We start from the raw sequence: 25900 nt of genomic DNA on the forward strand, positions 1-25900 counted from the left end.
TTAATGCGATCGGCTTGGTCCGTTGTGAGGGCTGATCAGGCCGCGCGACCGTCTGTCGCCTCGGCATGGCCGCTCAGAATGCGGTCCGCGAAGCCGGCGATCAGGCGCAGCGTCGCGTCGGCGGCTTCGCGATGCGGCGAATGCCCCGCTCCCGCGAGCAGCTCGACTTCGAGCGGGCAATAGCATTCCGAACGTGCGATCTCGATCTGCCGCATCGTTCCGTATTGGTCGTTCTCGCCTTGCACGATCTGCAGCGGCACCCGGATGTAAGCGAGCGAGTCGGCGATGTCCCAGGCGCGAAACGCCGGATCGAGCCAGGCATCGTTCCAGCCGTAAAAGGCATTGTCGACGTCGTCGTGCCAGCGCGCCAGCTTGGCACGCAGCTCGGTCGTCTCGTACGTCGTCCGAATCGCCGCGATCGACGCCACCGAAATGTCTTCGACGATGAAGTGCGGCGCGATCAGCGAGACCCCGCGGACACGGTGATCAGCGACACCACCCGCATACAGCGCCGCAATCGAAGCTCCGTCGGAGTGGCCGACCAGCAAGCCGCGGCGAAAGCCGATCTGATCAAGCACCCGCGGCAACACCTGCAAAGCCTCGCGATGCATGTATTCGAGCGGGCGCGGCAACGCGGCAGGTGTGGAGCGGCCATAGCCGGCGCGGGAATATGCGAACACGCCGGCACCGGTCGCGGCCGCGAGCTTGTCCGGAAAATCGCCCCACAGCGCTGCCGAGCCCAAACCTTCGTGCAGCAACACAAGGGTCGGCGCGACGTCCGGCTGCGGACCAGCGAAGCGATATTCCAATTGGGCGTCTTCGATTGCCAGCGTACCAGTCGGGGTCAAGCCTGCCATTGTTCTTCCTTTTGTCATCGGCCTTGCGCACTGACTTTAATCGATCAGCACTACGCCGCGCAGGTTCCGCCCGGCATCGAGGTCGGCATAACCTTGGTTGATCTCGTCGAGCCGATAGGTCCGGCTGATCAGCTCACCAAGCTTAAGATGACCGCGGCGATACAGGCCCAGCAGTTCGGGGATCTGCAGACGCGGGCTGGCGAAGCCGTACACCGCGCCCATGATCGCCTTTTGGGTGGCGAACAGTTCCAGAGGCGGCACGTCGATCTGCTTGATGGTGTCGGGCGTGATCGCAGTGACCACAACGTTGCCGGCCTTCGCGGTGGCACGAAACGCCGGCAGCAGCGTTTCGGCTGGGTTGATGCAGACGAAGGCGTGATCGACACCGACGCCTTCGGTCAACGCTTGCACGGTGCTGATCAGCTCGTCACCTTGCGCCGTGGTGCCGTGGGTGGCGCCGAAGCTCCGCGCCCATTCCAGCTTTTGTGCGACGATGTCGGCAGCGATGATCGTCGACGCGCCGCAGAGTTTTGCGCCCTGCACCACGTTCATGCCGTCGCCACCGCAGCCGACCACCAACACCGTATCTCCCGGCTTAACGCGCGCGCGATGGCGCGCCGCACCGACACCGGCCGGCACGCCACACGCGATCAGGCTGGCATGATCGAGCGGAATATCCTTCTCGATCACCAGCACCGAGGCCTGATCGACGACCGTGGCTTCGGCAAACGCCCCGATCATGCAGAACGCGCCGACGTCGTGGCCCTCGGCATCGCGTCGGCGAAAGCTGCCGTCGAGCTGCAGCCCATGCGTGATGCGCGGCCCCTCGGCGCACAGATGATGCAGTCCGCGCTGGCACCAACGACAACGGCCGCAGCCGGGAATGAAGGTGAGCACCACGTGATCGCCCGGCGAGACGCCCTGCACCTGATCGCCGATCGCCTCGACGACACCCGCGGCTTCATGACCCAGCACCATCGGCTGCATCGCAACACGGCGCTCGCCACGCATCACGTGATAATCGGTTCGGCACAGGCCGATGGCAGCGAGCCGCACCAAAACTTCGGTCGGCTGCGGCGGATCCAGAACGATCCGCTCGACGCGGAGCGCCGCGCCAATCTCTCTAAACACCGCCGCCCGAATGTCCATGCCTCGTAGGTTAGCAGCGGCTCGCAGGTTTTCAACGCGCCTCCGCGGCGCAGCACGGGTGATTGCCCTGCACCATTGCGCTGCAATGCAACACAATTTCGTACCGGAATGCACAAAATAGTTGATGGCGATCAAGGAACCGCGAAACCCGCATGGGGTGTAGTTGCCCTAATCAAAATTGGAAACGCTCTCGATGGCTTCGAAGCTGACCGGTGGTGATCTACAGGTCATCACCCGGATCGCCGTGTTTCGCGGACTGAAGGCGGAGACCGTCGCGCACATGATCGCGCCGGCCACCGCGATCAGCCTGCGGCCGCGCGAGTCGATCGTGCGCCAGGACGAACCGGCGACCGCGTTCTTCATCGTCGTCGGCGGCTGGGTGAAGCTGTTTCGCAGCAATTTGGCCGGCGACGAAGCCGTGATCGAAATCATGAGCCGTGGCGGCAGCTTCGCCGAAGCCGCGGCACTGACCGGCCACCGCTATCTGGCCAATGCCGAAGCCGTCACCGACGCGCGTGTCGCGCGAATCCCTGCTGATCATCTGGTCCGCTGCATCCGAGCCAACCCAGATATATCGGTCCCGATGATCGCCTCGATCTGCCAGCACATGCACCATTTGGTGCAGCGCGTCGAACAGCTCAAGGCGCAGAGCGGGGTGCAGCGGCTCGCCGAATTCCTCGCCTCGCTGGCGATCGCCGAACAAGGCGCGTGCGCGCTGGTGCTGCCCTACGACAAGGCGCTGATCGCCGGTGAGTTGGGGTTGACGCCGGAATCGCTGTCGCGGGCCTTCGCCAAGCTGCGCAGCATCGGCGTCACCGTCGAGGCTTCGCAGGTCGCGGTGCGCGATGTCGCAAGGTTGCGCAAGCTGGCAACCGACGGCCGCAGTGCGGTGCGCGGTAAGCTGCAGGCCGTACGCTAAGCGCTCATTCGCGAACGGCCGCCTCAGCCCTGCGCCAACGAAGCAAACAGCTCGGCCGTCACGCGGCTCGCCAGGGCCGCCGCGACGACGCGCCGGTAGTTGGCCGGCATCAGCGTCGTCCGCATCGGCTGCACTTGTTTCTGCACCAGCCGATCGATCTCGCGCAGCAGAGCATCGTCGAGCGGCCGCTGCGAAAAGGCGGCGGTCTCGGCGAGCAGGAACGGCCTTGAATTGGTCCCCGTCAGCGCGATGCGAAGCTGCCCGATCTTGGGCCCGGAACGCGTCAGCGCAACGGCTATGCCGGCAAGCGGATAGTCGATTGCGCCGCGCTGCCGCACCTTGACGTAGCGCGACGCAAGTGGGTCGGGCGGCACCCACACCGCAGCAAGGACCTCGCCTGGCCGCAGCGCGAGATGCGCCCGCCCATCTTCAACATACAATTCGCTGAGCGCGATGCGGCGCCGGCCGCCGGGCCCGGCGATCTCGACCTCGGCGCCGAGCACCAGCAGGGCCGGCGCGAGATCGCCGCTGAAGGCGGCGTGGCAGCGGTTGCCTTTTGGTGCGACGTGACATGTTTCGCCGCGGTTCTTCAGGCAGTACGCATTGGCCGCGCGCCACCATTCGGTCTGATTGTAGTAGATGCAGCGGGTGTCGAGGCAGAGATTGCCGCCGAGGGTGCCGAGCTTCCGATGACCGGGTCCCGCCACACTGCGAGCAGCTTGGCTCAGCGCCGGATAGCGGGCCGCGACCAAGCCGTCGGCGGCGAGGGTCGCCACGGTGACTCCGGCGCCGATGGTCACGCCGCTGCCATCGGCGACGAGCCGCTTGATCTCGGCGATGCCGGTGGTGTCGATCAGCGTCTCAGGCTGAGCGATGCCGCGCCGCATGTTGACGAGCAGATCCGTGCCGCCGCCGAGCAGCCGTCCTCCCGGATGCGCCAGCAGTGCGGCGATCGCCTCATCGATCGAGCCCGGACGAAGCAAATTCAACGCATTCAGGCCAGTCATGAGGCGGCCCTCACCGCCACTGCCCGCTTCGCTTCGCGCCGCCTCCGCGCCAGCGCCTCGACGACGCGATCAGGCGTCGCCGGCAGATCATCGAGATCGATGCCGATCGCATTGGCGACGGCGTTGACCATCGCCGGCGGAAAGCCCGCGAGCGCTCCTTCGCTGGCCTCCTTGGCGCCGAACGGCCCAAACGGATCGACGCTCTCGACGAGAGCGACCTCGATCGGAGGCGATTCGATCATCGTCGGCATCCGATATTCGAGAAAGCTGGCGTGCGCGGGCAGCCCGTCGAGGTAGCGCGTCTCCTCGCACATTGCCTGCCCCATCCCCATCCACACCGCGCCCTGCACCTGCCCGACCACCGCGAGCGGATTGATGGCGCGGCCGCAATCCAGCGCCGCCCAGACCTTATCGACGGTGATCAGGCCGGTCGCGTCATCAACGCTGACCTCGACCACCTGGGCGGCGTAGCTGAATCCCATGGTCGAACCGACGGCGCCGCCGCGATGTTTGCCGCCCTGCGATTCCGGCGGGCACGTGAAAGTGCCCTTGACCGTGAGGGCGCCCTCGTCGACCAGCGCGGCTTTCACCACTTCGGCAAATCCGAGTACGGCCGGGGCACCGCTGCCGATGAAGAAGCTCTCACCGGCACACTCGATCTGCTCGGGCGCGGCTTCAAGCTTGCGGGCTGCCGCCGCGACCCGGATCTGTTTCAACTTCGTCGCCGCATCGATGGCGGCGTTGCCGACCATGAAGGTGATGCGCGATGAATACGCGCCATTGTCCTTCGGAGTGATCGCGGAGTCCCCGGAAATCACCCGGACCCGGTTCAGCGCGATGCCGAGCGTTTCGGCGACCGTGATCGCCACCACGGTCGACGATCCCTGGCCGATGTCGGCGGCACCGGTCAGCGCGGTGACGCCACCGTCGAAATCGAGCCGCAGCGCCACTACCGCATGGGGCTCGCCGGTGAAATGAATCGGCTTGGCCGAACCGCTGACATAGTGCGAGCAAGCCATGCCGAGGCCTTTGCCCGGCGGCAACCGGCCGATCCGCTCGCGCCAGCCGCTGGCGTGCTCGACCTTGTCCAGGCACTCGGCGAGGCCGTAGCTGTTGACCATCAGATCGTTGAGCGTGCGCGTCGGCGCCGCCAGCAGATTGGCACGGCGCACCACGAACGGATCGAGGCCGAGCTCACGCGCCATCCGGTCGACCAGATTCTCGAAGGCGTGACGGACGTCGACCGAGCCGTGCCCGCGCATCGCGCCGCACGGCGGCAAGTTAGTATAGACGCGGTAGCCATCGTATTTGACGGCGGGAATGTCGTACAGCCCCTGCAGCAGCGCGCCGGCATACAGGATGGTGACGATGCCGTACCCCGCATAGGCGCCGCCGCGCTGCACCACTTCGCACGAACAGGCTGAGAACCGGCCGTCGCGGCGCATGCCTATCGTCAGGGTGATGTCGGTCTGCGGCCGAGCGCGATGGGTGATGAAGGTCTCTTCACGGCTTAGCCGCATCGATACCTTGCCGCCGGCCTTGCGGGCGAGCAGCGCGGCAATCACCTCGAAATTCAACACTTCCACCCGCGCGCCGAAGCCGCCGCCGACGAACGGCTTGATCACCCGCACAAGCGACGGATCGATCTCGAGGCAGCGCGCCAGCATCAGGTGCAGATAATAGCCGACCTGTGACACGCTCTGGGCGGTCAGCCTCCCGGTGGCCGGATCGTAATCCATCAGGCAGGCATGCGGCTCGATCTGGGCGTGGTTGACCTCCGCACAATGGTGCGTGTGGGTACGGATCAGGTCAGCGGTTTCGAAGCCCGCAGCGAGATCGCCGAACTCGTTGTGAACTTCGCGTTCGATGTTGCCCGGCTTGTTGTCGTGCAGCAGCCAGGCATCCGGGGCGCGCGCAGCCTCGGACTCGTAGTAGGCCGGGAGCTTACGGAACTCGCATTCGATCAGGTCGAGCGCGCGCTGTGCCGTCTCTTCGTCGACAGCAGCCACCGCGGCGATCGGTTCGCCTCGATACCGGACCCGATCGCGCGCCATCGGATATTCGTTCATCGCGATCGGCAGAACACCGTAGGTGATTGCGCAGTCCTCACCGGTGACGATCGCCGCGACGCCCCTCAGCGCGAGCGCCTTGCTGATATCGAGCCGGGCGATTTCGCCATGACTGATCGGACTGCGCAGAATGCGCGCGACCAGTGCGCCAGCATGATCGAGATCGGCGGTATAACGCGCTCGCCCGGTGACTTTGTCGATGCCATCGACCAGCGGAACGCCGGCACGGTCGAGGCCTCCCTGAAACACAGGACCGCTCATGGCGCGATCTCCGCGGCGGCCTGCACCGATTCGACGATCTTGGCGTAACCGGTGCAGCGGCAGAGATTACCAGACAGAGCCGTCCTGATCTCGTCGTCGGTCGGCGACGGATTGCGGCGCAACAGACCTTCGGCCGCCATGATCATGCCGGGCGTGCAGAAGCCGCATTGGGCCCCGAGCCGCTCGTGAAATGTCTGCTGCAGCCGGTGCAGCCGCCCATTCGCCGCCAGGCCCTCGACCGTCTCGACGTGGCGTCCCTCGCAGCGCACAGCCAGCACCAAGCAGGATGGAGTTGCTTCGCCGTCGATCAGCACGGTGCAAGCGCCGCACTCGCCGCCGTCGCATCCCGTCTTGACGCCGGTGAGCCCTGCGATGTCGCGCAAGTAATCGACCAGCAACATGTCGTCGGTAACCGCGTCCTCGCGCCATCGGCCATTGACGTTCAGGCCGAGCAGCCGCTTGCGGCGTCGCAGCATCGTTTCATCCATGGGTCGCTCCCTCGCCGCAAGACTGTCGGCGCGGGAGGACGGCATCCATGACCAAAGTCAAGCGATCGTCACGCCGCAATAGTCGACTAAGCGCTTAGCAAAAATCAAGGAGATCACTCCGGGCGAACGCTTAGATCACTCCAATTCATAGACGTTGGAGGGAACCATGCCGCTACGCGACTACAACGCGGCGGTCGATTTCGTCGACCGCAACGTTGCGGAGGGCCGGGGCGGCAAAATCGCCTTCATCGATCCGCAGCGCAGCTTGAGTTATGGGGAGCTGCGCGACGCCGTCGCACGCGTCGGTCCGATGCTGGCACGCCTCGGCGTCGAGCAGGAAAACCGCATTGCGCTGGTGCTCAAGGACACCGTCGACTTCCCGATCCTGTTCTGGGGCGCGATCCGCGCCGGGATCGTTCCGGTGCTGCTCAACACCCGGCTGAACGCGGATCAGTATCGCTATCTGCTGGAAGATTCGCGATCCAAGGCGGTGTTCGCCTCCTCGGAATTCCTGCCGGCGATCGAGGAGGCCGCGGCCGATCTGCCACATCTGCGCGCGGTGGTCGCAGCGGACGACGCTCCGCACTCAGCCCTGCAGCTTACTGAGCTGCTCGCCGCCGAGGACGAAGGCGGCGCTCCCGCTGCGACTTGCGCGGACGACATCGCCTATTGGCAATATTCCTCGGGCACCACGGGGATGCCGAAAGGCGTGATGCACGTGCATTCGAGTCCGCGCGTCATGGCCGAAAATGCCGGCCGGCGGATCGGCTACCGCGAAGACGACGTGGTGTTCTCGGCGGCCAAGCTGTTTTTCGCCTATGGGCTCGGCAACGCGATGTTCTGCACCATGGGAATCGGCGCCACCTCGGTGCTGTACCCCGAGCGACCGACTGCCGACTCGGTGTTCGATACTTTGCAGGCGCACCAGCCGACGATGCTGTTCGCGGTGCCGACACTCTATGCGGCCATGCTGGCCGATCCGCGCTCGCGCACCGAGGCACTCCCGGACCGGCTGCGGCTGTGCGTCTCTGCCGGTGAACCGCTGCCGGCGCAGGTCGGGCTCAACTGGCGCAATCGTTTCGGCCGCGACATCGTCAACGGCGTTGGCTCGACCGAGATGGGCCACCTGTTCCTGACCAACCTCCCACACGCCGTGGAATACGGAACGTCAGGAGTGCCGGTCGACGGCTACCGGCTACGGCTGGTCAACGAGAGTGGAGACGACGTGGCCGACGGCGAGATCGGCGAATTGCTGGTGAACGGCCGCTCGGCCGCCGCAGGCTATTGGAATCAGCGCGACAAGACACGCACTACATTCGTCGGTGAGTGGACCCGGACAGGCGATAAATATCACCGGCGTGCCGACGGCGTTTACACCTATTGCGGACGAACCGACGACATCTTCAAGGTCAGCGGCATTTGGGTGTCACCGTTCGAAATCGAACAGGCGCTGATGAGCCACTCCAAGGTGCTGGAAGCTGCGGTGATCCCCGCCGAGGACGTCGACGGGCTGGTCAAGCCAAAGGCGTTCGTCGTGCTGTCATGCTGCGCCGAGGTCGATCCCGGCGCACTGTTCGAAGAGCTCAAAGACCACGTCAAGTCCGCGATCGGGCCTTGGAAGTATCCGCGCTGGATTCAGATCATGGACGATCTGCCGAAGACATCGAGCGGCAAGCTGCAGCGCTATCTGCTGCGCGAGATGACGCTCGGCGGAGTTGACGCAACAGAAAACACGCGCGCTGACCGCGCGGTCTATGGACGCGCTGCCGCCGGCAGCGGACGATGACAACCAAGTCGGCGCTTGCGGGTGCAGCGCAATATCAGCAAGACTGACGATGCGACCATCGGCCTCATTGGCGTCTCGCAAAATGATCTGGCCCGATGTAATAGTCGCAATAAAGTACCGAAAAAGCAAAATGACGAGCTGATCGCTCGCGAAGGGAAGACCGAGGGGAGGACTACCATGATCGATCGACGTCGTCTGTTGTCGCTCGGAGCGTCGGCTGGTGCCGCGCTGGCCTGCGGCCCGTTTATTCGCCCGTCCTACGCGCAAGCCGGCGCCCTGAAGGTCGGCCTGCTGCTGCCCTATAGCGGGACTTATGCGCCGCTCGGCGAAGCCATCACCCGCGGCCTCGAGCTGTATGTGCAATCGCAGGGCGGCAAGCTCGGCGGTAGGAGCATCAGCTTCGTCAAAGTCGACGATGAATCCGCGCCGCCGAAGGCCACCGAACTCACCACCAAGCTGATCCAGAGCGAGAAGGCCGACGTGCTGATCGGCACGGTGCATTCCGGCGTGGCGATGGCGATGGTGAAGATCGCCCGCGAGGACGGCATTCCGACCATCGTGCCGAACGCCGGAGCTGACATCATCACCCGCGCGATGTGCGCCCCCAACGTATTCCGCACCTCGTTTGCCAACGGCCAGATCGGCCGCGCCACCGGTGACGCCATGATCAAAGCCGGCCTGAAAAAAGCTGTGACGGTCACCTGGAAGTATGCGGCAGGCGAAGAGATGGTGTCCGGCTTCAAGAAGTCGTTCACTGCCGGCAAGGGCGAAGTGGTCAAGGACATCACCATCGCGTTTCCCGACGTCGAATTCCAGTCGGCGCTGGCCGAGATCGCGTCACTGAAGCCGGACTGCGTCTATGCGTTCTTCTCCGGCGGCGGCGCGCTGAAGTTCATCAAGGACTATGCGGCGGCCAATCTCGGCATTCCGCTGTGGGGCCCCGGCTTCCTCACGGATGGCGTCGAAGCCGCGGCCGGCCCGGCCGGCGACGGCATCAAGACCGTGCTGCACTACGTCAGCGACCTCGACAACGCCGAGAACCAGGCCTTCGTCAAATCGTTCGAGGCCGCCTACAAGATCCCGCCGGACGTCTTCGCGGTGCAGGGCTGGGACGCCGGGCAATTGCTCGACGCCGGCCTCAAGGCGGTCGGCGGCGACGTCGCTAAGCGCAAGGAGCTCAATGCCGCGATGGCGGCGGCGAGCTTCGCCAGCCCGCGCGGACCGTTCAAACTGTCGGCCGCGCATAACCCGGTGCAGAACTTCTATCTGCGCGAGCTGAAGGGCGGCAAGAGCGTCAATCTCGGCCTCGCCGCACCGGCGGTGGCCGACGAAGCGATCGGCTGCAAGCTGAGCTGACAACTGCCCGACTGAGGGTTCGGCAGCGGCCGGCGCATCGTCGCCGTCCGCGGCCCTGCCCGACCGACATCGGTGACCGGTTCCCATGAGTCTCATTCTGATCCAGGCGCTGAACGGCCTTCAGACCGGACTGGTGATCTTTCTGGCCGCCAGCGGCCTGACACTGGTGTTCGGCATTCTCGGCGTCATCAATCTCTCGCACGGCTCGTTCTACATGCTCGGCGCCTATCTGGCGCTGTCGCTGACCGGCATGTTCGGGGACGTCTTCCTGGCGCTGGTCGCGGGCATTCCGCTTGCCTTCCTACTCGGTCTGGCGATCGAGTGGTTGTTCATCCGCCACCTTTACGATCGCGATCACCTGCAGCAGGTGCTGCTGACCTTCGCGCTGATCCTGATTTTCAACGAATTCCAGCAGGTGGTGTGGGGCTCATATCCGCACTCGATCCCAGCGCCTGGCTATCTGGCGCACAGCGTCCGGCTCACCGAAGGCCTCAGCTATCCGGTATATCGGCTGGCCTTGATGGCGATCTGCGTCGCGCTGGCTATCGCGATGGCGCTGGTGATTCAGAAGACCCGGATCGGCCGCCTGATCCGCGCCGCCGAATCCAACCGTGAGATGGTCGAGGCGCTCGGCTTCGACTCGCGGCTGATCTTCCGCATGGTGTTCGCCACCGGCGTCGCACTCGCCGCGACCGCCGGAATGCTGGCGGCCCCGATCGAGAGCGCCTATCCGGGCATCGGCGACCGCGTGCTGATCATCTCCTTCGTGGTCGTGGTGATCGGCGGCATCGGCTCGGTCCGCGGCGCATTCATCGGCTCGCTGCTGATCGGCATGGCCGACGCGTTCGGCAAGGTGTTCCTGCCGCAGTTCTCCAGCATCATCATCTACGCGCTGATGGCGCTGGTGCTGGTGATCCGCCCGGCCGGGCTGTTCGGGCGGGCCTGACGATGCTGACCCGTCCCAACCTCGTCGTCGTCCTGTTCTTCACGGTGCTGCTCGGCTGCCTGCTGGCGCTGCCGTTCGTCGCCGGACCGTATCCGGTCAAGCTGATGACACGGATCGTGATCATCGCGACCTTCGTGCTCAGCCTCGATCTCCTGATCGGCGTCACGGGCCTGGTCAGTTTCGGTCATGCCGCTTTCTTCGGCTGCGGCGCCTATGCGGTGTATTTCGTCTCGCCGGAAGCGGAAGCCGCCAACGTCATCGTCGCGCTCGGCGCCGGGCTGCTGGCCGGCGGGCTCGCCGCGCTGGTGGTGGGCGCGTTCGCGACCTTAACGCGCGGCTTCTATTTCATCATGGTGACGCTGGCCGCCGGCCAGATGCTGTTCGCGCTGTTCCACGACACCGACATCGCTAAGGGTTCGGACGGAGCCTACATCAACGTCAAGCCCGAGCTGACGCTGGGCGGCCTGACGCTGCTCGATTTCTCCGACCGCCGGCAGTTCTATTACGTCTGCATCGTCGTGCTGATCGCCGCCTACGGCCTGCTGCTGGCGCTGGTGCGGTCGCCGTTCGGCCGGGTGCTGCAGGGCATCCGCGCCAACGAGGTGCGGATGAGCTCGCTCGGCTACGATACCTATCGCTACAAGCTCGCCGCCTTCACCATCGCAGGGATGGTGGCGGGGCTTGCTGGTGCGCTGTTCGCATCGATCGATGGGTTCGTCACACCCGACCTGCTGAACTGGCATCAATCCGGCCTCGCCATCATGATGGTGGTGCTGGGCGGCGCCGGCACGCTGTTCGGCCCGATCATCGGCGCGCTCGCCTACTCGTCGCTGGAAGAACTATTGAAGACCGCCAGCATCGTCGGTTCGCTGGTCGCCGACCATTGGCGGCTCGGCACCGGCGCGACACTGATCGCCGCGGTGCTGATGTCGCCGGACGGCCTCGCCGGATTGCTGAACTGGCGGCGCAAGCTGCCGCAGGCAATACCAGCACAGCCGCCAGCAGCAGAGCCTCAACGTCCGGCGAAGACCGCGAAGGCGCTGGCGACCAGCCATCTCAGCAAGAACTTCAACGGCATCGCGGCAGTCAGCGACGTCACCGTGACGTTCGAGCCCAACAAGGTTCACGCCATCATCGGCCCCAACGGCGCCGGCAAGACCACCTTCACTAACCTGTTGTCCGGCGCGCTGCCGGCCAGCGCCGGCAGTGTGCAGATCGACGAGCTCGACGTCACCGGTTGGCCGGCCTACCGGATCGCCCGCGCCGGCCTCGGCCGCTCCTATCAGCGCACCAACATCTTCCCGCGCTTCACCGTGCGCGAGAACTGCGTCCTCGCCGCGCAGCTCGATAAGGGCGCGCTGTGGCGGCTGCGCGACGCGCCATATCGGGCGCGCGAACACGCCGCGGTCGACCGCGCCCTGCGGGTCGCAGGACTCGCCGATCGCGGCGACAGCATTGCCGGACGAATGTCGAATGGCGAGCAGCGACAGCTCGAAATCGCAATGCTGATCGCCAGCGGCGCCGATCTCTTGATCCTCGACGAGCCGCTGGCCGGGATGGGGCCGGAGGAAACCCAGCGGGTGGTGGCGCTGTTGCGTGACCTGGTGCGCGACCACACCGTGATCGTGATCGAGCACGACATGGATGCGGTGTTCGCTGCCGCCGATACGCTGACGGTGCTGGTGCAGGGCAAGCTGTTCGCCCGCGGCCGCCCCGATGAGATCCGGCGCAACGAAGCCGTGCTCGAAGCCTATCTCGGCCATCACGCCAAGATGAAGGAGTCGGCATGACCGCGGCGGCACAGGCGATGCTGGATGCACGCGGCATCGACACCTTCTACGGACCCAGCCACATCCTGCGCGGCGTGAACTTTCACGTCGGCCGCGGCGAGACGGTCAGCCTGCTCGGCCGCAACGGCATGGGCAAGACGACGCTGCTGCGGACGCTGATGGGACTACTGAAGCCGAAGAGCGGCGCAATCCTGCTCGACGGCCGCGACGTCACGGATGCGAGGGCCAATATCAAGGCGCGTGCCGGCATGGGTTTCGTGCCGGAGGGACGTGGCATCTTTCCGAACCTGTCGGTCGAGGAAAACCTGCTGTTTGCGGCCCGCCCGGGTCCTGACGGCCGGGTCGACTGGACCCAGGAGGCGATCTACCAGATGTTTCCGCGACTATTCGAGCGGCGGCGGATCTGGGGCAATCAGCTGTCCGGCGGCGAGCAGCAGATGCTGACGATCGGCCGGGTGCTGCTCAGCAATCCCAGCATCCTGCTGATTGACGAAGCGACCGAAGGTCTTGCGCCCAAGATGCGCGACGCGATCTGGGAAACGCTCGGCATCATTGCCCGCAAGGGGATCTCGATCGTGATCGTCGACAAGAACCTCGACGATCTGGTCGACCTGGTCGACCGCCATGTCGTGCTGACCAAGGGACAGGTGGTGTTCGAAGGCACCTCGGCCGAACTGCTCGCCGATCAGGAGATGGTCAGAACCATGCTGGGCGTCTGAATCGCCTCGTCTCAAAGATCAATCGACGCCCGGCACCGCGGCTGCATAATCCGCATCAGGAGCCGGGATCACGCGGCACCACGAGGGAGGACAACGCGATGAGTGGCGCAAGCAGCATCACCGCGGCGGAGCCGTACCGCGATGTGCAGATCCGGCCCGCCGCTGCGACGGACGTGGCGCGCGTGGCGGCGATCGACGAGGCTGCGACCGGCGAAGCCAAGCCGCGGTATTGGCAGAGCCTGTTTGAGAGTTTCTCGCAGATCCGCACCGGCTGTCGCGCCTTCCTAGTCGCCGAGCTGAAGGGCGAGGTGGTCGGCTTCATCTGTGGCGAAGTGCGGGATTTCGAGTTCGGTGCGGAAAGCTGCGGCTGGGTGTTTGCGTTGACCGTCGATCCTGCGATAAGGGTGAACAGTATCGGCACGCAACTCTTTGAAGAGATTTGTCTAATTTTCACTCAGGCGGGGGTGAGGAAGGTTCGCACGATGATCGAGCACGACAATCAGCTCGTCATGGCGTTCTTCCGCAGTCAGGGCCTGATGGTCGGCCGGTTCATCGGAATGGAAAAGAATCTCGACTGATCACACCACCCCGACACGCTCGCGCGGTTTGTGGTCGAGACCAACACGAAGATTGACGCCGATGCGGCTGCAGAAATCGACGATGTGTGGACTGTACGCCGTGCTCGAACTCGCGGCGAATCCGGATCGTCAGGTTTCGGCCGGCGACATCGCCGACAAATACGACATCTCGCTCAATCATCTGGCCAAGGTCCTGCGCACCTTGGTGCGGGCGCGGCTGATCGAGTCGGTGCGCGGCCCTGGTGGCGGCTATCGCTTCGCCGGCAATCCCAAGCGCGTCACCTTGCTCGATATCATCGCGCTGTTCGAAGACACCGGCCTCGACCTGCAGGAGGCCGCCTCGGACGAGCATGAAGAGAGCCGGGCGCTGCACAAGGTTCTGCGCGACATCGACGAAATCGCGATGACGACGCTGCGGTCCGTATCGATCACCTCGCTGCTCAAGGTGATCGATACCGAGCGTCGCAAAACCGAACGCGGACCGAACGGCGCCGCGGCGCGGCATTCCTCCGCCGGACGGGCGTAGCCCTCGACCGGGCTTTCCGGCAGCGCCGTTGCGGCGCAGCCGATCTCAGGAATGCAGCTGCTGGTACTTGTCCTGCAACTGCTCGGGCGTCTCGCGCCAATCCGGATTGGGCACAATGGAATCGGCGGGGCAGACGAGCTGGCACTGCGGCTCGTCCTCGGCGCCGACACACTCGGTGCAGCGAAGCGCATCGACCGCGTAGATCGTGTCGCTGGCCGAGATCGCCTGGTTCGGACACACCGGCCGGCACGCGTCGCAGGCCGTGCAGTCCTCGTTGATCATCAGCGCCATGTCGTCCTCCTCCCCGTTCAGCCCAACACGCCCTCGCGCAGCTTGAAGCGCTGGATCTTGCCGGTCGCGGTCTTCGGCAACTCGGCGACGAACACCGTGCTGCGCGGATATTTGTACGGCGCCAGTCGATCCTTGATGAAAGTCTTCAGCTCGGTCTCGGACAGCGTCTGACCCGGCCGCGCCACCACATAGGCCTTCGGCTTGGTCAGGCCGTGCTCGTCGGCGACGCCGACCACGGCGGCTTCGAGCACGCCGGGATGCTGCACCAGCGTCGCTTCGATCTCGAACGGGCTGACATAGATGCCACTGACTTTGAGCATGTCGTCGGTGCGGCCCGCATAGGTGTAGGAGCCGTCGTCGTTGCGAATGTATTTGTCGCCGCTCTTGGTCCACCCGCCCTGAAAGGTGTCCCGGCTCTTGGCACGGTTGCCCCAATACATCGTCGCCGACGATGGGCCGTGAATGTAGAGATCGCCCGGCTCACCATCGGCAACGGGACCGCCGCCGTCGCCGCGCAGCTCGATCTGATAGCCCGGCACCGGCCATCCGGTGGTGCCGTAGCGCACCCGGTCCGGCAGGTTCGACAGAAAGATGTGCAACATCTCGGTCGAACCGATGCCGTCCACGATATCGATGCCGAAATGGCGCTGGAACCGCTGCCCGATCTCCGCCGGCAGCGCTTCGCCCGCCGAGGATGCGAGCCGCAACGCCACTTGGCCGTGCGATGGCAGGTTTGGCGCGGCCAGCATGCCGGCGTAACCGGTGGGCGCGCCGTAGAACACGGTCGGCTTCACTCCGCCGACACCGCCGAGCCAGCGCTTGAACACCGCGTCCGGGGTCGGCCGCTCGCCCATCAGCAGCGTGGTCGCGCCGACCGTCATCGGAAACGTCAGCGCGTTGCCGAGGCCATAGGCGAAAAACAGCTTCGCCGCCGAGAAACAAACGTCGTCTTCGCGCAGATGCAGCGTGTGGCGGCCGTACAGCTCCGAGGTCCAATACGGATTGGCATGGGTGTGCACCACGCCTTTCGGTCGCCCGGTCGACCCCGACGAATACAGCCAGAACGCCGGATCATCCGCCTGGGTGGCGGCGGGCTTCTCCAGCGGCGCCTGTGCGCCGACGAACGCGGCGAAATCGACCTCGCCCGGCTCCAGCGGCGCCGCGGGACGCGCGACGATCACCTGCTGCACCTCGTGATCGCTCTTGGTCAGCGCCGCCTTGAGCACCGGATGCAGCGCACCGCTGACCAGCACCGCCTGGGCGCGCGAATGCTCCAGCATGTAGGCGTAGTCATCGGCGGTGAGCAGCGTGTTGACCGCGACCGGAACGATGCCAGCGTAGATTGCGCCCAGAAACGACACCGGCCAATCGGTGCCGTCGAGCATCAGCAGCAGCACGCGCTCTTCTCGTTTCAAGCCGATCGCGCGCAAGGCAGCTGCGAGCTGACGCGCCTGGGCTTCGAGCTGCGCGAAGCTCAGCGACGAGACGTCGTCGACGAACGCCGTCTTGTCCGGCCGCACGCGGTTGGCCTGCAGCAGATGTTCGGCGAAATTGAATTTCTCGGGTGGCGGCGTGACCGCTGCGGCATTCATGGTTTCCTCCTGATCGCCTTTATGGTTGTCCGGAAGCGATCTTGACGCCGCTTTCCGCTCGCCGGTTGTGAATGTCGATATCGGCATCCACCCGGCTTCAGGCTGATCGCAATTATCAGGCGGCGTGGGCCATGTCGGCAAGCCTCTTGTGACGGAAGGCTCCCCACAGCGCTGCGCCGATCGCCCCGGCGTAAATTGCGTCCGGATGGCTCTCGATCGCGACGTCGACCTTGGCCTTGACCACAGCGTCTTTCATCGCCTCCACCAGCCCGGCATCGAGCGCCAGACCGCCGGTCATCTGCACCGTGCCATCGAGGCTACCGAGGGTCTTGAGCAGCTTAGCGAGCCGGTCGGCCATCGATTCATGGATGCCGCGCAGAATGTTCGGCGACGAGATGCCGCGCGACACCATGTTGATGACGTCGGTCTCAGCCAGCACGGCGCAGATGCCGGAGACTTTCTCCGGACTATCGGCACGCTGCGACAGCGAACCGATTTCGTCCTGCGCGATGCCGAGATAGCGGGCGATGTTCTCCAGGAACTGCCCGGAGCCCGAGGCGCATTGACTGGTCATCTTGTAGGCCAGCACCTTGCCACGCTCGTCCATACGGATCGCGCGTCCATGCAGCGCGCCGGTGTCCAGCACCGCGCGGCTGCCCGGATTGAGATAGATCGCGCCGCGGGCATGCGTCGTCATCGAGTAGAAGTGCCCGGTGTGGAAGGTGAGCGCCTCGCCCTCGCCGGTGGTGGCACAATAGGCGACGTCGGCACGCGCCAGACCCGTCTCTTTCAGCAGATCATCGTAGATGTCGCCGGCGAGCTTCAAGGGATCGCGCTGCCGCACCCGCTCGACCCGCTTACCGAGGCAACGCTCCTGGTCGCCCTCGACCGCGAACGCCACCACCTTGATGGCCCCGGTCCCGACATCGATCCCCGACGTGATGGTCATCGTTTCCTCCTCGCAAGTCCGGCTGTACGTTCGATCAACCAAGCGCCCACCATTCACGCCGCGACGGCGCGGCGGGCGAATTCGGAGGCGCCGAGCGCGCCGGTGTAGATCGAGTCCGGATTGATGTTGATCGTCACCTCGCCGTAGTTCTCCTGGATCAGCTTGCGCAGCTCGCGCACCGCCGCCTCATTCTTCGCGACGCCGCCGGTGAAGGTGAACTGATCGGTGACGCCGCCCGAGCGCGAGATGATCGAGATTGCCCGCAGGATAATGGCGCGGTGCAGGCCTGCGAGAATGTCCTCGCGCTTCTCGCCGAGCGACAGCCGATCGCGCAGTTCGGCGCCGGCGAACACCGTGCAGGTCGAATTGATCCGCGCCGGGCGATTGGACTGCATCGCCAGCGGGCCGAGTTCGTGCAGCCCCATGTTCATTTCGTCGGCGATGTAGCCGAGATAGCGGCCGCAGCCGGCAGCGCAGCGATCGTTCATCTGGAAATTCTCGACGATACCGTGACCGTCGATCTGAATGCCCTTGGTGTCTTGCCCGCCGATGTCGAGCACGGTGCGCGTGCCGGGATACATCATGTGGGCGCCGAGGCCGTGGCACAGGATCTCGGAGCGAATGTGCTCCTTGGAGAACGGCAGCGTCACCCGGCCGTAGCCGGTGCCGACCAGATAGGTCTCCTCCAGTTCGATCCCGAGCGCCGACTCGATCATCGCGGCGAAATCGCCTTCGCCATCAGCCGCGTGCGAATCCGCAGCCAGCATCCGCGCTACGGCACGGCGAAACTTGTCGCTGAGGTCGCCGCCCGGCGGCCGGTTCTCGACCTCGATGATCGACTTGTCGTAAGCGTTCAGCACCATGTCGAGGGCGATGCCCATCTCGCGGGCCACCGCTTCGGCGTGGACATGAAACCGCGAACCGGCGATGTCGCGGAAGAAATCCGACTTGCGCTTGGCACCGGGGGCATAGAGCGAGGCCGCCTCCTCCCGCAGCCGGGCGAAGATGACGTGTAATGCCTCCTGCAGCGGGCCGGCAATCGACTTGAAGCGATCCGCCTCAAGCTGGCGATGACACGTCTCCTCCAGATCGTCGAGCTGTTCGAGAAACTGAATCAGTCGGAAGTTGCGCTCCAGCGCCGCCAGAAACTCGGCGCTATGCTCGTGGCCGGCCTCGCCGACATGCAGAGCGCGGCGGAACAACGTGAAGCGCGCGTCGATCCGCGCCTCTTCGGAGGCGACGCGCGCCGCGGTGGCGTAGTTCGAGCGAGAATTGGTGATGCCGCGCCCGATCACCTCCTTGTTCTCGTCCATCAGCACCGCCTTGGTAGTGGTGGAGCCGAGATCGATTCCGACGAAAGTCCGCATCGTTGCGCTCCTCAGGCGGCGCCGCGGAAGCCCGCGCGCTTCTGTTCGATCATCTGGAAATAGCTCTCCAGCCGGTTCTTGACGTTGGCGGCGGAGAAATAGCGCGGATCGACCAGATCGGTCTCAATGAACGCCGCTGGCTTGCCGGTGCGCTTCTCGACCTCGCGCATCATCAGGAGCTGGCCGGCGGAGAACGAATTGCAGCTCTTGATCGAATTGATCAGAAGGCCGTCCGCCTGGTATTCGTTGATGTAATTCTCCAGCATGTCCACCCGCATCGGCAGGTTGCGGTTGGTGTAGACATTGAGGCAGTATTCAGCGAGCGACTCCAGCGGCCGATCCGGATCGTGGCGGAAACCGTAATCATAGGTGCCGCCGACCTTGGTGTAGCTGGAGGCCACCACCACGGCGCCCTCGTCGTAGAACATCTTCCAGAACTGGCGGAAATTGGTGTAGTTCGGCGGACCTTCCACCACTAGGCGGTAGCGCTCCTGCCCCATGTCGCCATCGGGCGTCACCGGCCCCTTACCTTGCGCGATCCGCTCCTCAACCTCGGCGCGCAGGAATTTGTAATATTCGATCGCGTCGTCGGTGCCGCGGAAGGCGCCGAAGATCGGTCCGATGTAATAGATCCCGCCGAAATAGGCGTCGATCGGCGACGGCTTGTGCTTGGCCGATTGCAGCACCCAGACGTGATCGTCCTCGGCCTTGGCGGATTTGCGCAAATATTCACGCAGCCGGTCGATGTCGAATTTGACGCCTGAGATCCGCTCCAGCTTCGGGATCACGTCCTGCCGGAGTTGCTTGACCATGTAGCTAATCATGTCCTTGGTGATCCGGCCGTCGGCCAGATACGGCGTCTGGAACATGATGGTCTCGCATTTGTACTGCCGGCGCAGCAGCTCGAACCATTTCATGAAGGTGAAGCAGCCGGTGTAGGATAGCAGCAGCACGTCCGGGTCGGGCAGCGGCTTGCCGTTCGGACCGATATTGCCCTTGGCCATCATGCCGATGTCGGATTTGACGTAGGTGCAGACGTCTTCGGAATGGCCGAGCTTTTCCGCCTCCATCACGTAGCCGCCGCTTTGCCGCCGCAGCCCGTTCTGGATCGCGTTGACCTCCGGCAGGTTGTTGACCATATCGAAGCACATCAGCAGCTCGTTGAGATTGCCCGGCACGAAGGTCGCGGCCACCTTCTCGCCGCGCTCCTTGGCGCTCGCGAGACGATCGTAGTGGGCGTTGACCATCTGCTTCTGCCGCGCCATCGACGCATCCTTGATGGCTTCCGGCGGCTTGGTCTTCGGTCCGACGATGACGGTCATGCTCCGCTCCACAATTTGATCGAATCGGCGAAGGTGCCGGCCTGCTCGCGGATCGGCTGCATCTGGCCGGAGTTCTCGGCGTATTTGAATGCGATCTGAGGGATGCCGTGGCTCTTCAGCACCGCCTGCAGCATCGGCCGCTCGAGCAGGCCGGGATCGCAGAACGACGTCATGGCGAAGATCACGCCTTCGGCGCGGTTCTTCCGCACGCTGTCGACCAAATACAGCCCCTTCTTGGCTTCGTCCGGCTCGTATTTCGGCGGCGTCGATTTGGAGTCGTGCAGATAGGCGTGGGCGAGGCTCCGCAGCGGATCGCCGTCGAGCGCGACGTCGGAATTCTCCCAGCGCGTCACCAGAATGAAGTCGTCGTCGACGATGTAGCAACCGGACAGCTCGATCGACTTGATCAGGTTCAGCGGCGGCTGCTCGCAGAACATGCCGCAGATCACCACGCGCGAATTGTCCTTGATCGGCCGCTGCTGCAGCCGCACTGCCGCCAGGTAATCGGTGAGCATCTGGTTGTGCTCCTCGACCGGGATCACCATGCCGGCGCGGAGCAGCAGATAGAGTTCCGCCGACGGCACGTTCCACGGCTCGTCGGCGCGCAGCTGATACAGCGCACGGACCAGCCGGCGGTTATCGTTGAACACCGCGATCGAGGCGCGGATCGCATCGGAGGTGATTGGCTTGCCGGTGAGGCTCGACAGCCATTCGCAGGTTTCGCGCAGCTCGCTGACATAGAACTCGCCGCCGAGATCGTCGTCGAAATTGTGCGGCAGGTCGATGTAGCGCGCGCCCTTGGACGGGAACATCAGCTTCCACATCCCCGAAAGATTGCGGATCACGTCGCAGATCGATGGAAACATCATGCTGTCGACGAAATCGAGCCGGCCGGAGACACCGAGCTCGATGGTCGAACGCGGAATTCGGCAGATGTAGCTCTGATAGTAGGCGTCGCCGTGGATGACTTCGAGCTGGTCGCCGCCACCGAAGATCCCGAGCGGCAATCCGCCGGCGGCGTGCACCAGTTCGCGGGGAGCGTAGTAGGGCAGAAAGCCGACCACTATGCGGCCGGGCTCTGCGGCCTTCCATTCGCGGGCGGCGGTGAAGCTGAGGTCGGAGAACAGCGCCTCGCAACGGGCGATGATGTCCGCCGTGGTGTGATGCGGCCTGTCGAGCATGCCGGTCGTCCTCCCTGCCCGGCGGCTCTGCCGGGGTCGCGCTGCCGGCCATTTTCCGGCCCGACGATTTAAATGTAATCTAGTATTGGAATGCGAAAATTAATTTGATGCGGATCAAATTTAGCGATGGGAAAGCCGAGACCGGCCGGACGGCACCCCGCCGCCGCGGGGCTCAGATGTCGATCGCGATCTTGCCGAACTGGCTGCCGGATTCGAGATGATCGAATGCGGCGCGGATATCGCCGAGCGGATAGTGCAGATCGATCGGCGGCGTCAGCTTTCCGGCATCGCACCAGGCAATCAGCTCGGAAAGCTCACTCGGGTTGCCGAGGGTCGAGCCGAAGATCTGAAGCTGGCGGATGAACACCCGGCGCAAATCGGCCGGAGGCTGATCGCCGATCGTGGCACCGCAGGTCGCGACCCGCCCGCCGCGCACCAGCGATTTCAGCGCCGCGCTCCACATCGCGCCGCCGATATTCTCGATCACCACGTCGGCGCCGCGGCCGCCGGTCGCGTCCATCACCGCGGCGGGGATCTTATCGGCCGGCGCATCGATCACCGCATCGGCGCCGAGCGCCCGGGCCCGCGCCAGCTTGTCAGCGCTGCGTGAGGTCACCAGCACACGGGCGCCGGCGGCCGCAGCAATCTGCATCGCCGCGAGCGACACGCCGCCACCAACCCCGAACACCAGCACGGTCTCCCCCGGTTGCAGCTTCGCCTTGGTGAACAGCATCCGCCACGCCGTGAGATAGTTCACCCCGAGCGCAGCGGCCTGGGCGAAATCAAGGCGGTCAGGGATCGGCAGGGCATTTCCCGCCGGCACGCAGACATACTCGGCCATGGTGCCGTCGCGATGCTCGCCGAGCAGGCTCATCTTGGCGCATAGCACCGGCTCGCCGCGCCGGCAGAATTCGCAAGAACCGCAGACAATGCCCGGATACAGCGTCACCCGTCGCCCGATCAGCTCCGGCGTATCCGAATCAGCCTCCTCGATCACGCCGGCACCATCTACTCCCATGATCTGCGGCAGGCTGTGGGTGATGCCGGCGCCGCTGTCGCGCATGTAGAGGTCGACGCGGTTGACGGTCGCGGCGCGCATCCGCACCAGCACTTCACCCGGGCGACGCTGCGGCGTCGGGCGATCGCCGACCTCGATCACCTCGTTGCCGCCGTGACCGGTCATGAATGCCGCCTTCATCGCCTCCGCCCCTCGTCTTGTTATCGCTTCCGCCCGATAGACGTTGGATGACGCCCGCGCGCCTTGACCAAAGTCATTCTAGTTCCGTCGCCGCCTCGCCTGCAGTGCCGTCGTCGAGGCGCTTCATGTTGCCGAGAATCTTGAGCAGGTAGTGCAGCGCGTGGGTGACATCATTGATCGAAAAGTCGCCGAGCACTTCGCCGTAATAAGCACGTATCTTCGGCTGCGCGAGCACCTCCCAGACGTGACGCCCGGACTTGGTCATCGTCACCAGCCGTGAGCGGCGATCGCGCTCGTCCGGCACCACCGCGACATGACCATCGCGCTCCATCCGGCCGATCAGACCAGTGAGGTTCTGCCGGCTGACCATCAGATAGCGCGCCAGATCGCCAATGCTCATGCCGTTCGCCACAGCGGGTCGCGACAGCGCTCCGAGCACCGCCCATTGCTGCGTCGTCAGCCCCTCGGCTTCGACCGCCCGGGTGCCTGTCTTATGCAACATATTGGCGCATTGATAGAGACGGAAGAACAGCCGGTTGGCCAATTCCATCTTCGCATCTGCAGAATTATCGGCGCTAGTGCGCTTATTTGCCATCATCGTCCATCTTGACGCATCTTCGCAACGCTGACTAAATATAGCAACATATTGTCCTAGTTGCCAGCTTCGACCGCGGGCTTCCTGGGGAAAAAGAGATCAGAATCAAAGAGGAGCGAGCGAGGATGGCGCGGCTGCAGAACAAAACGGCAGTGATCACGGGTGGCGGCGGCGGCATCGGCGGGGCGACGTGTCGCAGGTTTGCGCAGGACGGCGCCAAGGTCGCGGTGCTCGACCTCAATCTCGACGCCGCCGAGAAAATTGCCGGCGATATCCGCGCCGCGGGCGGCGCGGCCGAAGCGATCCGCTGCGACATCGCCGACCGCAAAAGTGTCGACACCGCGATCGCGACGACGACGGACAAACTTGGGCCGGTGGACATTCTGGTCAACAACGCCGGTTGGGACATCTTCAAGCCGTTCACCAAGAGCGAACCCGGCGAATGGGAGCGACTGATCGCCATCAACCTCACCGGCGCGCTGCACATGCATCACGCGGTGCTGCCTGGCATGGTCGAGCGGCGCTACGGCCGCATCGTCAACATCGCCTCTGACGCAGCGCGCGTCGGCTCGTCGGGCGAAGCGGTGTACGCCGCCTGCAAAGGCGGCCTCGTCGCATTCTCCAAGACCTTGGCACGCGAACACGCCCGCCACGGCATCACCGTCAACGTCGTCTGCCCGGGCCCGACCGACACCGCGCTGCTCGCCGGCGTGACCTCCGGCGCTGCCAATCCAGAGAAGCTGATCGAGGCCTTCACCAAGGCGATCCCACTCGGCCGGCTCGGCAAACCGGATGATCTCGCCGGCGCGATCGCGTTCTTCGGCAGCGACGACGCCGGCTTCATCACCGGCCAGGTGCTGAGCGTCTCCGGCGGCCTGACGATGAACGGCTGAGCCCAATCAACAATAACGGGAGGATTCCGATGCAGTTCGAAGACCTGATCTATGAAATCCGCAACGGCGTGGCGTGGATCATCATCAACCGTCCGGACAAGATGAATGCGTTCCGCGGCACCACCTGCGACGAGCTGATCAAGGCGCTGTACAAGGCCGGTTACGACAAGGACGTCGGGGCGATCGTGCTCGCCGGCGCCGGCGATCGCGCCTTCTGCACCGGCGGCGATCAGTCCACCCACGACGGCAATTACGATGGCCGCGGCACCGTCGGGCTGCCGATGGAAGAGCTGCACACTGCGATCCGCGACGTGCCGAAGCCGGTGATCGCCCGCGTCCAGGGCTATGCGATCGGCGGCGGCAATGTGCTGGCGACGATCTGCGACCTGACGATCTGTTCGGAGAAGGCCATCTTCGGCCAGGTCGGCCCGAAGATGGGCTCGGTCGATCCGGGCTATGGCACCGCGTTCCTGGCCCGCGTCGTCGGCGAGAAGAAGGCCCGCGAGATCTGGTACATGTGCCGTCGTTACTCGGGCAAGGAAGCCGAAGCGATGGGCCTCGCCAATCTCTGCGTGCCGCACGAGGAGCTCGACGCCGAAGTGCAGAAGTGGGGCGAGGAACTGTGCGAGCGCTCACCGACCGCGCTCGCGATCGCCAAGCGCAGCTTCAACATGGACACCGCGCATCAAGCCGGCATCGCCGGCATGGGGATGTATGCGCTTAAGCTCTATTACGACACCGAAGAATCGCGCGAAGGCGTCAAGGCGCTGCAGGAGAAGCGTAAGCCCGAATTCCGCAAATACATCAAATAACCGCTCTCCCGCCGACGAACGGCGCCGGCAACGCCGGCGCTCGAATTCTCAAGGAGGGCGAGGCATGAATCCATATTTGAACGAAGACCTGGTGGCGCTGGCCTCGCAGGCCCGGCGGTTCGCCGCCGACCGGATCGCACCGGGATTTCAGGAGCGCGACCGGACGCGGGTGCTCGACCGCGGCTTGATGAAGGCGATGGGCGAGATGGGCTTCATCGCGCCCGAACTGCCGGAAGCCTGCGGAGGGCTCGGCATGGACAGCCTCGCGGCCGGTGTGATCCACGAGGAGATCGCGCGCGCCGACCTCAGCATGTCCTACGTCAATCTGCTCGCCTCGCTGAACGGCCAGATCCTGTCGCAGCACGGCCAGCGCGAGATCGTGCAGCCGTGGCTGACGAAGCTGATCGCCGGCGACGCGCTGTTCGCGATCGCGCTGACCGAACCGCGCGGCGGCTCGGATGCGGCGAACTTGCGGCTGCGGATCGAGCGCGACGGCGACGACTACATCGTCAATGGCGAGAAGACCTCGATTTCCGCCGCCGATCAGGCCGACGCCGCGGTGGTGTTCGGCCGCACCGGCTCGATCGAGTCCGGCGCTCACGGCGTCACTGCGCTGCTGATCCCGATGGATCTGCCCGGCATCACCCGCAACCGGTTCGACTGCCACGGCCAGCGCGCGATCGGCCGCGGTTCGCTGTTCTTCGAGAACGTGCGCGTCCCGGCCGCACATCGGCTCGGCGACGAGAACAAGGGTTTCGTCCAGGTGATGCAGGGCTTCGACTTCTCGCGCGCACTGATCGGCTTGCAAGTGCTCGCCGTCGCGCGCGTCGCGCTCGAAGAGACCTGGGCGCATGTCGCGGAACGGCAGGCATTCGGCAAACCGCTGTCGGCGTTTCAGGGCGTGTCGCATCCGCTCGCCGACCTCGACACTCAGGTCGAGGCCGCGCGACTGCTCTGCCTGCAGGCGCTGTGGCTGAAGGACCACGGCGCCCCGCACAGTGCCGAGGCCGCAATGTGCAAATGGTGGGCGCCGAAACTCGCCTACGATGTGATCCATCAATGTCTGCTGATGCACGGCCACGGCGGCTATGACCGCGGCCCGATGGAGCAGCGGCTGCGCGACGTGCTCGGCTTCCAGATCGGCGACGGCACCGCACAGATCATGAAGACGATCATCGCGCGCCACCGTGCCGGCCGCGCCGCAGTGCCGGCCTGAGCGGAGGTGCCGCCGAGACGTTCTGCATCCATA

At 64.9% G+C, this 25900-nt stretch carries 24 protein-coding genes; 11 read left to right on the forward strand and 13 right to left on the reverse strand.

Annotated features, from left to right (window positions below):
• Window positions 1–35: 35 nt before the first annotated feature.
• Both DY467_RS03225 and DY467_RS03230 read right to left on the reverse strand, forming a co-directional pair.
• Complete coding sequence (locus tag DY467_RS03225) at window positions 36–857, reverse strand: alpha/beta fold hydrolase (RefSeq protein ID WP_164634009.1); 822 nt, start codon at window positions 855–857, stop codon at window positions 36–38.
• Between the two features lie 36 nt (window positions 858–893).
• The gene (locus DY467_RS03230) at window positions 894–2006 is read right to left on the reverse strand and encodes a Zn-dependent alcohol dehydrogenase (RefSeq protein WP_164634010.1); all 1113 of its coding nucleotides are present in this window, start codon (window positions 2004–2006) and stop codon (window positions 894–896) included.
• A gap of 193 nt (window positions 2007–2199) precedes the next feature.
• On the opposite strand from DY467_RS03230, the gene DY467_RS03235 reads away from it, so the two are divergent.
• On the forward strand, window positions 2200–2925 hold the full coding sequence (locus DY467_RS03235) for a Crp/Fnr family transcriptional regulator (RefSeq protein WP_164634011.1): 726 nt from the start codon (window positions 2200–2202) through the stop codon (window positions 2923–2925).
• 23 nt (window positions 2926–2948) lie between these two features.
• On the opposite strand, the gene hcrB is transcribed toward DY467_RS03235, so the two are convergent.
• From hcrB to hcrC, 3 genes are read right to left on the reverse strand one after another with little or no spacing between them, the layout of a single operon-like run.
• Entirely contained in the window at window positions 2949–3932 is a 984-nt protein-coding gene (hcrB, locus tag DY467_RS03240) for a 4-hydroxybenzoyl-CoA reductase subunit beta (protein ID WP_164634012.1), read from the reverse strand.
• A complete protein-coding gene (hcrA, locus tag DY467_RS03245; protein ID WP_164634013.1) occupies window positions 3929–6262 on the reverse strand; it encodes a 4-hydroxybenzoyl-CoA reductase subunit alpha in 2334 nt (777 codons plus the stop codon). The genes hcrB and hcrA overlap by 4 nt, the downstream gene beginning before the upstream one ends.
• Window positions 6259–6750: a 4-hydroxybenzoyl-CoA reductase subunit gamma gene (hcrC, locus tag DY467_RS03250; protein ID WP_164634014.1), complete on the reverse strand. Its 492-nt coding sequence runs from the start codon at window positions 6748–6750 to the stop codon at window positions 6259–6261. The genes hcrA and hcrC overlap by 4 nt, the downstream gene beginning before the upstream one ends.
• Before the next feature lie 166 nt (window positions 6751–6916).
• On the opposite strand from hcrC, the gene DY467_RS03255 reads away from it, so the two are divergent.
• The 7 genes from DY467_RS03255 to DY467_RS03285 all read left to right on the forward strand — a co-directional run bounded on the left by DY467_RS03255 (window position 6917) and on the right by DY467_RS03285 (window position 14451).
• On the forward strand, window positions 6917–8536 hold the full coding sequence (locus DY467_RS03255) for a benzoate-CoA ligase family protein (RefSeq protein WP_164634015.1): 1620 nt from the start codon (window positions 6917–6919) through the stop codon (window positions 8534–8536).
• Window positions 8537–8713: 177 nt separating this feature from the next.
• Complete coding sequence (locus DY467_RS03260; RefSeq protein ID WP_164634016.1) at window positions 8714–9892, forward strand: ABC transporter substrate-binding protein; 1179 nt, start codon at window positions 8714–8716, stop codon at window positions 9890–9892.
• Window positions 9893–9977: 85 nt separating this feature from the next.
• Entirely contained in the window at window positions 9978–10838 is an 861-nt protein-coding gene (locus tag DY467_RS03265; RefSeq protein ID WP_107354155.1) for a branched-chain amino acid ABC transporter permease, read from the forward strand.
• Window positions 10839–10840: 2 nt separating this feature from the next.
• Complete coding sequence (locus tag DY467_RS03270) at window positions 10841–12628, forward strand: branched-chain amino acid ABC transporter ATP-binding protein/permease (RefSeq protein ID WP_164634017.1); 1788 nt, start codon at window positions 10841–10843, stop codon at window positions 12626–12628.
• A complete protein-coding gene (locus DY467_RS03275; RefSeq protein ID WP_164634018.1) occupies window positions 12625–13347 on the forward strand; it encodes an ABC transporter ATP-binding protein in 723 nt (240 codons plus the stop codon). The genes DY467_RS03270 and DY467_RS03275 overlap by 4 nt, the downstream gene beginning before the upstream one ends.
• A 182-nt stretch (window positions 13348–13529) precedes the next feature.
• Window positions 13530–13925, forward strand: coding sequence for a GNAT family N-acetyltransferase (locus DY467_RS03280; RefSeq protein ID WP_349627605.1), 396 nt, complete (start codon window positions 13530–13532; stop codon window positions 13923–13925).
• Between the two features lie 61 nt (window positions 13926–13986).
• Window positions 13987–14451 carry an Rrf2 family transcriptional regulator gene (locus tag DY467_RS03285; protein WP_164634020.1) on the forward strand — a complete coding sequence of 155 codons (465 nt, stop codon included), beginning with the start codon at window positions 13987–13989 and terminating at the stop codon, window positions 14449–14451.
• Between the two features lie 45 nt (window positions 14452–14496).
• Here the strand turns inward: DY467_RS03285 and DY467_RS03290 are convergent, their stop codons facing one another.
• The 8 genes from DY467_RS03290 to DY467_RS03325 all read right to left on the reverse strand — a co-directional run bounded on the left by DY467_RS03290 (window position 14497) and on the right by DY467_RS03325 (window position 22949).
• Window positions 14497–14742, reverse strand: a complete 246-nt coding sequence (locus tag DY467_RS03290; RefSeq protein WP_107342852.1) for a YfhL family 4Fe-4S dicluster ferredoxin — start codon at window positions 14740–14742, stop codon at window positions 14497–14499.
• A 17-nt stretch (window positions 14743–14759) separates the two neighbouring features.
• Entirely contained in the window at window positions 14760–16334 is a 1575-nt protein-coding gene (locus DY467_RS03295; protein ID WP_164634021.1) for a benzoate-CoA ligase family protein, read from the reverse strand.
• A gap of 115 nt (window positions 16335–16449) precedes the next feature.
• Window positions 16450–17283 carry a benzoyl-CoA reductase subunit D gene (bcrD, locus tag DY467_RS03300; RefSeq protein WP_164634022.1) on the reverse strand — a complete coding sequence of 278 codons (834 nt, stop codon included), beginning with the start codon at window positions 17281–17283 and terminating at the stop codon, window positions 16450–16452.
• Window positions 17284–17336: 53 nt separating this feature from the next.
• Window positions 17337–18650, reverse strand: coding sequence for a benzoyl-CoA reductase subunit A (gene bcrA, locus DY467_RS03305; protein ID WP_164634023.1), 1314 nt, complete (start codon window positions 18648–18650; stop codon window positions 17337–17339).
• An 11-nt stretch (window positions 18651–18661) separates the two neighbouring features.
• Window positions 18662–19972, reverse strand: coding sequence for a benzoyl-CoA reductase subunit B (bcrB, locus tag DY467_RS03310; protein WP_164634024.1), 1311 nt, complete (start codon window positions 19970–19972; stop codon window positions 18662–18664).
• Complete coding sequence (gene bcrC, locus DY467_RS03315) at window positions 19969–21153, reverse strand: benzoyl-CoA reductase subunit C (protein WP_164634025.1); 1185 nt, start codon at window positions 21151–21153, stop codon at window positions 19969–19971. Before bcrC ends, bcrB begins: the two co-directional genes overlap by 4 nt.
• Window positions 21154–21325: 172 nt before the next feature.
• Window positions 21326–22351, reverse strand: a complete 1026-nt coding sequence (locus DY467_RS03320; protein WP_164634026.1) for a zinc-binding dehydrogenase — start codon at window positions 22349–22351, stop codon at window positions 21326–21328.
• Window positions 22352–22424: 73 nt separating this feature from the next.
• A complete protein-coding gene (locus DY467_RS03325) occupies window positions 22425–22949 on the reverse strand; it encodes a MarR family transcriptional regulator (RefSeq protein WP_164634027.1) in 525 nt (174 codons plus the stop codon).
• A 122-nt stretch (window positions 22950–23071) separates the two neighbouring features.
• On the opposite strand from DY467_RS03325, the gene badH reads away from it, so the two are divergent.
• The 3 genes from badH to aliB all read left to right on the forward strand — a co-directional run bounded on the left by badH (window position 23072) and on the right by aliB (window position 25867).
• Window positions 23072–23839 (forward strand): 2-hydroxycyclohexanecarboxyl-CoA dehydrogenase, encoded by a 768-nt coding sequence (gene badH / locus DY467_RS03330; protein ID WP_164634028.1) that lies wholly within the window; start codon window positions 23072–23074, stop codon window positions 23837–23839.
• A gap of 29 nt (window positions 23840–23868) precedes the next feature.
• Window positions 23869–24651 (forward strand): 2-ketocyclohexanecarboxyl-CoA hydrolase, encoded by a 783-nt coding sequence (badI, locus tag DY467_RS03335; protein WP_107354141.1) that lies wholly within the window; start codon window positions 23869–23871, stop codon window positions 24649–24651.
• Between the two features lie 64 nt (window positions 24652–24715).
• Window positions 24716–25867: a cyclohexanecarboxyl-CoA dehydrogenase gene (aliB, locus tag DY467_RS03340; protein WP_164634029.1), complete on the forward strand. Its 1152-nt coding sequence runs from the start codon at window positions 24716–24718 to the stop codon at window positions 25865–25867.
• Window positions 25868–25900 lie beyond the last annotated feature (33 nt).

This window comes from Rhodopseudomonas sp. BR0G17, assembly GCF_010907025.1.
GTDB lineage: Bacteria > Pseudomonadota > Alphaproteobacteria > Rhizobiales > Xanthobacteraceae > Rhodopseudomonas > Rhodopseudomonas palustris_H.

Bases quoted from the DNA above. Each gene is read 5' to 3' on its own strand.
- bcrD (WP_164634022.1), bottom strand. From the start codon at position 17,283: ATGACCATCACGTCGGGGATCGATGTCGGGACCGGGGCCATCAAGGTG.
- DY467_RS03230 (WP_164634010.1), bottom strand. From the start codon at position 2,006: ATGGACATTCGGGCGGCGGTGTTTAGAGAGATTGGCGCGGCGCTCCGC.
- hcrB (WP_164634012.1), bottom strand. From the start codon at position 3,932: ATGACTGGCCTGAATGCGTTGAATTTGCTTCGTCCGGGCTCGATCGAT.
- bcrB (WP_164634024.1), bottom strand. From the start codon at position 19,972: ATGACCGTCATCGTCGGACCGAAGACCAAGCCGCCGGAAGCCATCAAG.
- hcrC (WP_164634014.1), bottom strand. From the start codon at position 6,750: ATGGATGAAACGATGCTGCGACGCCGCAAGCGGCTGCTCGGCCTGAAC.
- badI (WP_107354141.1), top strand. From the start codon at position 23,869: ATGCAGTTCGAAGACCTGATCTATGAAATCCGCAACGGCGTGGCGTGG.
- DY467_RS03260 (WP_164634016.1), top strand. From the start codon at position 8,714: ATGATCGATCGACGTCGTCTGTTGTCGCTCGGAGCGTCGGCTGGTGCC.
- DY467_RS03235 (WP_164634011.1), top strand. From the start codon at position 2,200: ATGGCTTCGAAGCTGACCGGTGGTGATCTACAGGTCATCACCCGGATC.
- aliB (WP_164634029.1), top strand. From the start codon at position 24,716: ATGAATCCATATTTGAACGAAGACCTGGTGGCGCTGGCCTCGCAGGCC.
- DY467_RS03290 (WP_107342852.1), bottom strand. From the start codon at position 14,742: ATGGCGCTGATGATCAACGAGGACTGCACGGCCTGCGACGCGTGCCGG.
- DY467_RS03285 (WP_164634020.1), top strand. From the start codon at position 13,987: ATGCGGCTGCAGAAATCGACGATGTGTGGACTGTACGCCGTGCTCGAA.
- DY467_RS03270 (WP_164634017.1), top strand. From the start codon at position 10,841: ATGCTGACCCGTCCCAACCTCGTCGTCGTCCTGTTCTTCACGGTGCTG.
- DY467_RS03255 (WP_164634015.1), top strand. From the start codon at position 6,917: ATGCCGCTACGCGACTACAACGCGGCGGTCGATTTCGTCGACCGCAAC.
- DY467_RS03225 (WP_164634009.1), bottom strand. From the start codon at position 857: ATGGCAGGCTTGACCCCGACTGGTACGCTGGCAATCGAAGACGCCCAA.
- DY467_RS03275 (WP_164634018.1), top strand. From the start codon at position 12,625: ATGACCGCGGCGGCACAGGCGATGCTGGATGCACGCGGCATCGACACC.
- DY467_RS03265 (WP_107354155.1), top strand. From the start codon at position 9,978: ATGAGTCTCATTCTGATCCAGGCGCTGAACGGCCTTCAGACCGGACTG.
- hcrA (WP_164634013.1), bottom strand. From the start codon at position 6,262: ATGAGCGGTCCTGTGTTTCAGGGAGGCCTCGACCGTGCCGGCGTTCCG.
- DY467_RS03295 (WP_164634021.1), bottom strand. From the start codon at position 16,334: ATGAATGCCGCAGCGGTCACGCCGCCACCCGAGAAATTCAATTTCGCC.
- bcrC (WP_164634025.1), bottom strand. From the start codon at position 21,153: ATGCTCGACAGGCCGCATCACACCACGGCGGACATCATCGCCCGTTGC.
- DY467_RS03320 (WP_164634026.1), bottom strand. From the start codon at position 22,351: ATGAAGGCGGCATTCATGACCGGTCACGGCGGCAACGAGGTGATCGAG.
- badH (WP_164634028.1), top strand. From the start codon at position 23,072: ATGGCGCGGCTGCAGAACAAAACGGCAGTGATCACGGGTGGCGGCGGC.
- DY467_RS03325 (WP_164634027.1), bottom strand. From the start codon at position 22,949: ATGATGGCAAATAAGCGCACTAGCGCCGATAATTCTGCAGATGCGAAG.
- bcrA (WP_164634023.1), bottom strand. From the start codon at position 18,650: ATGCGGACTTTCGTCGGAATCGATCTCGGCTCCACCACTACCAAGGCG.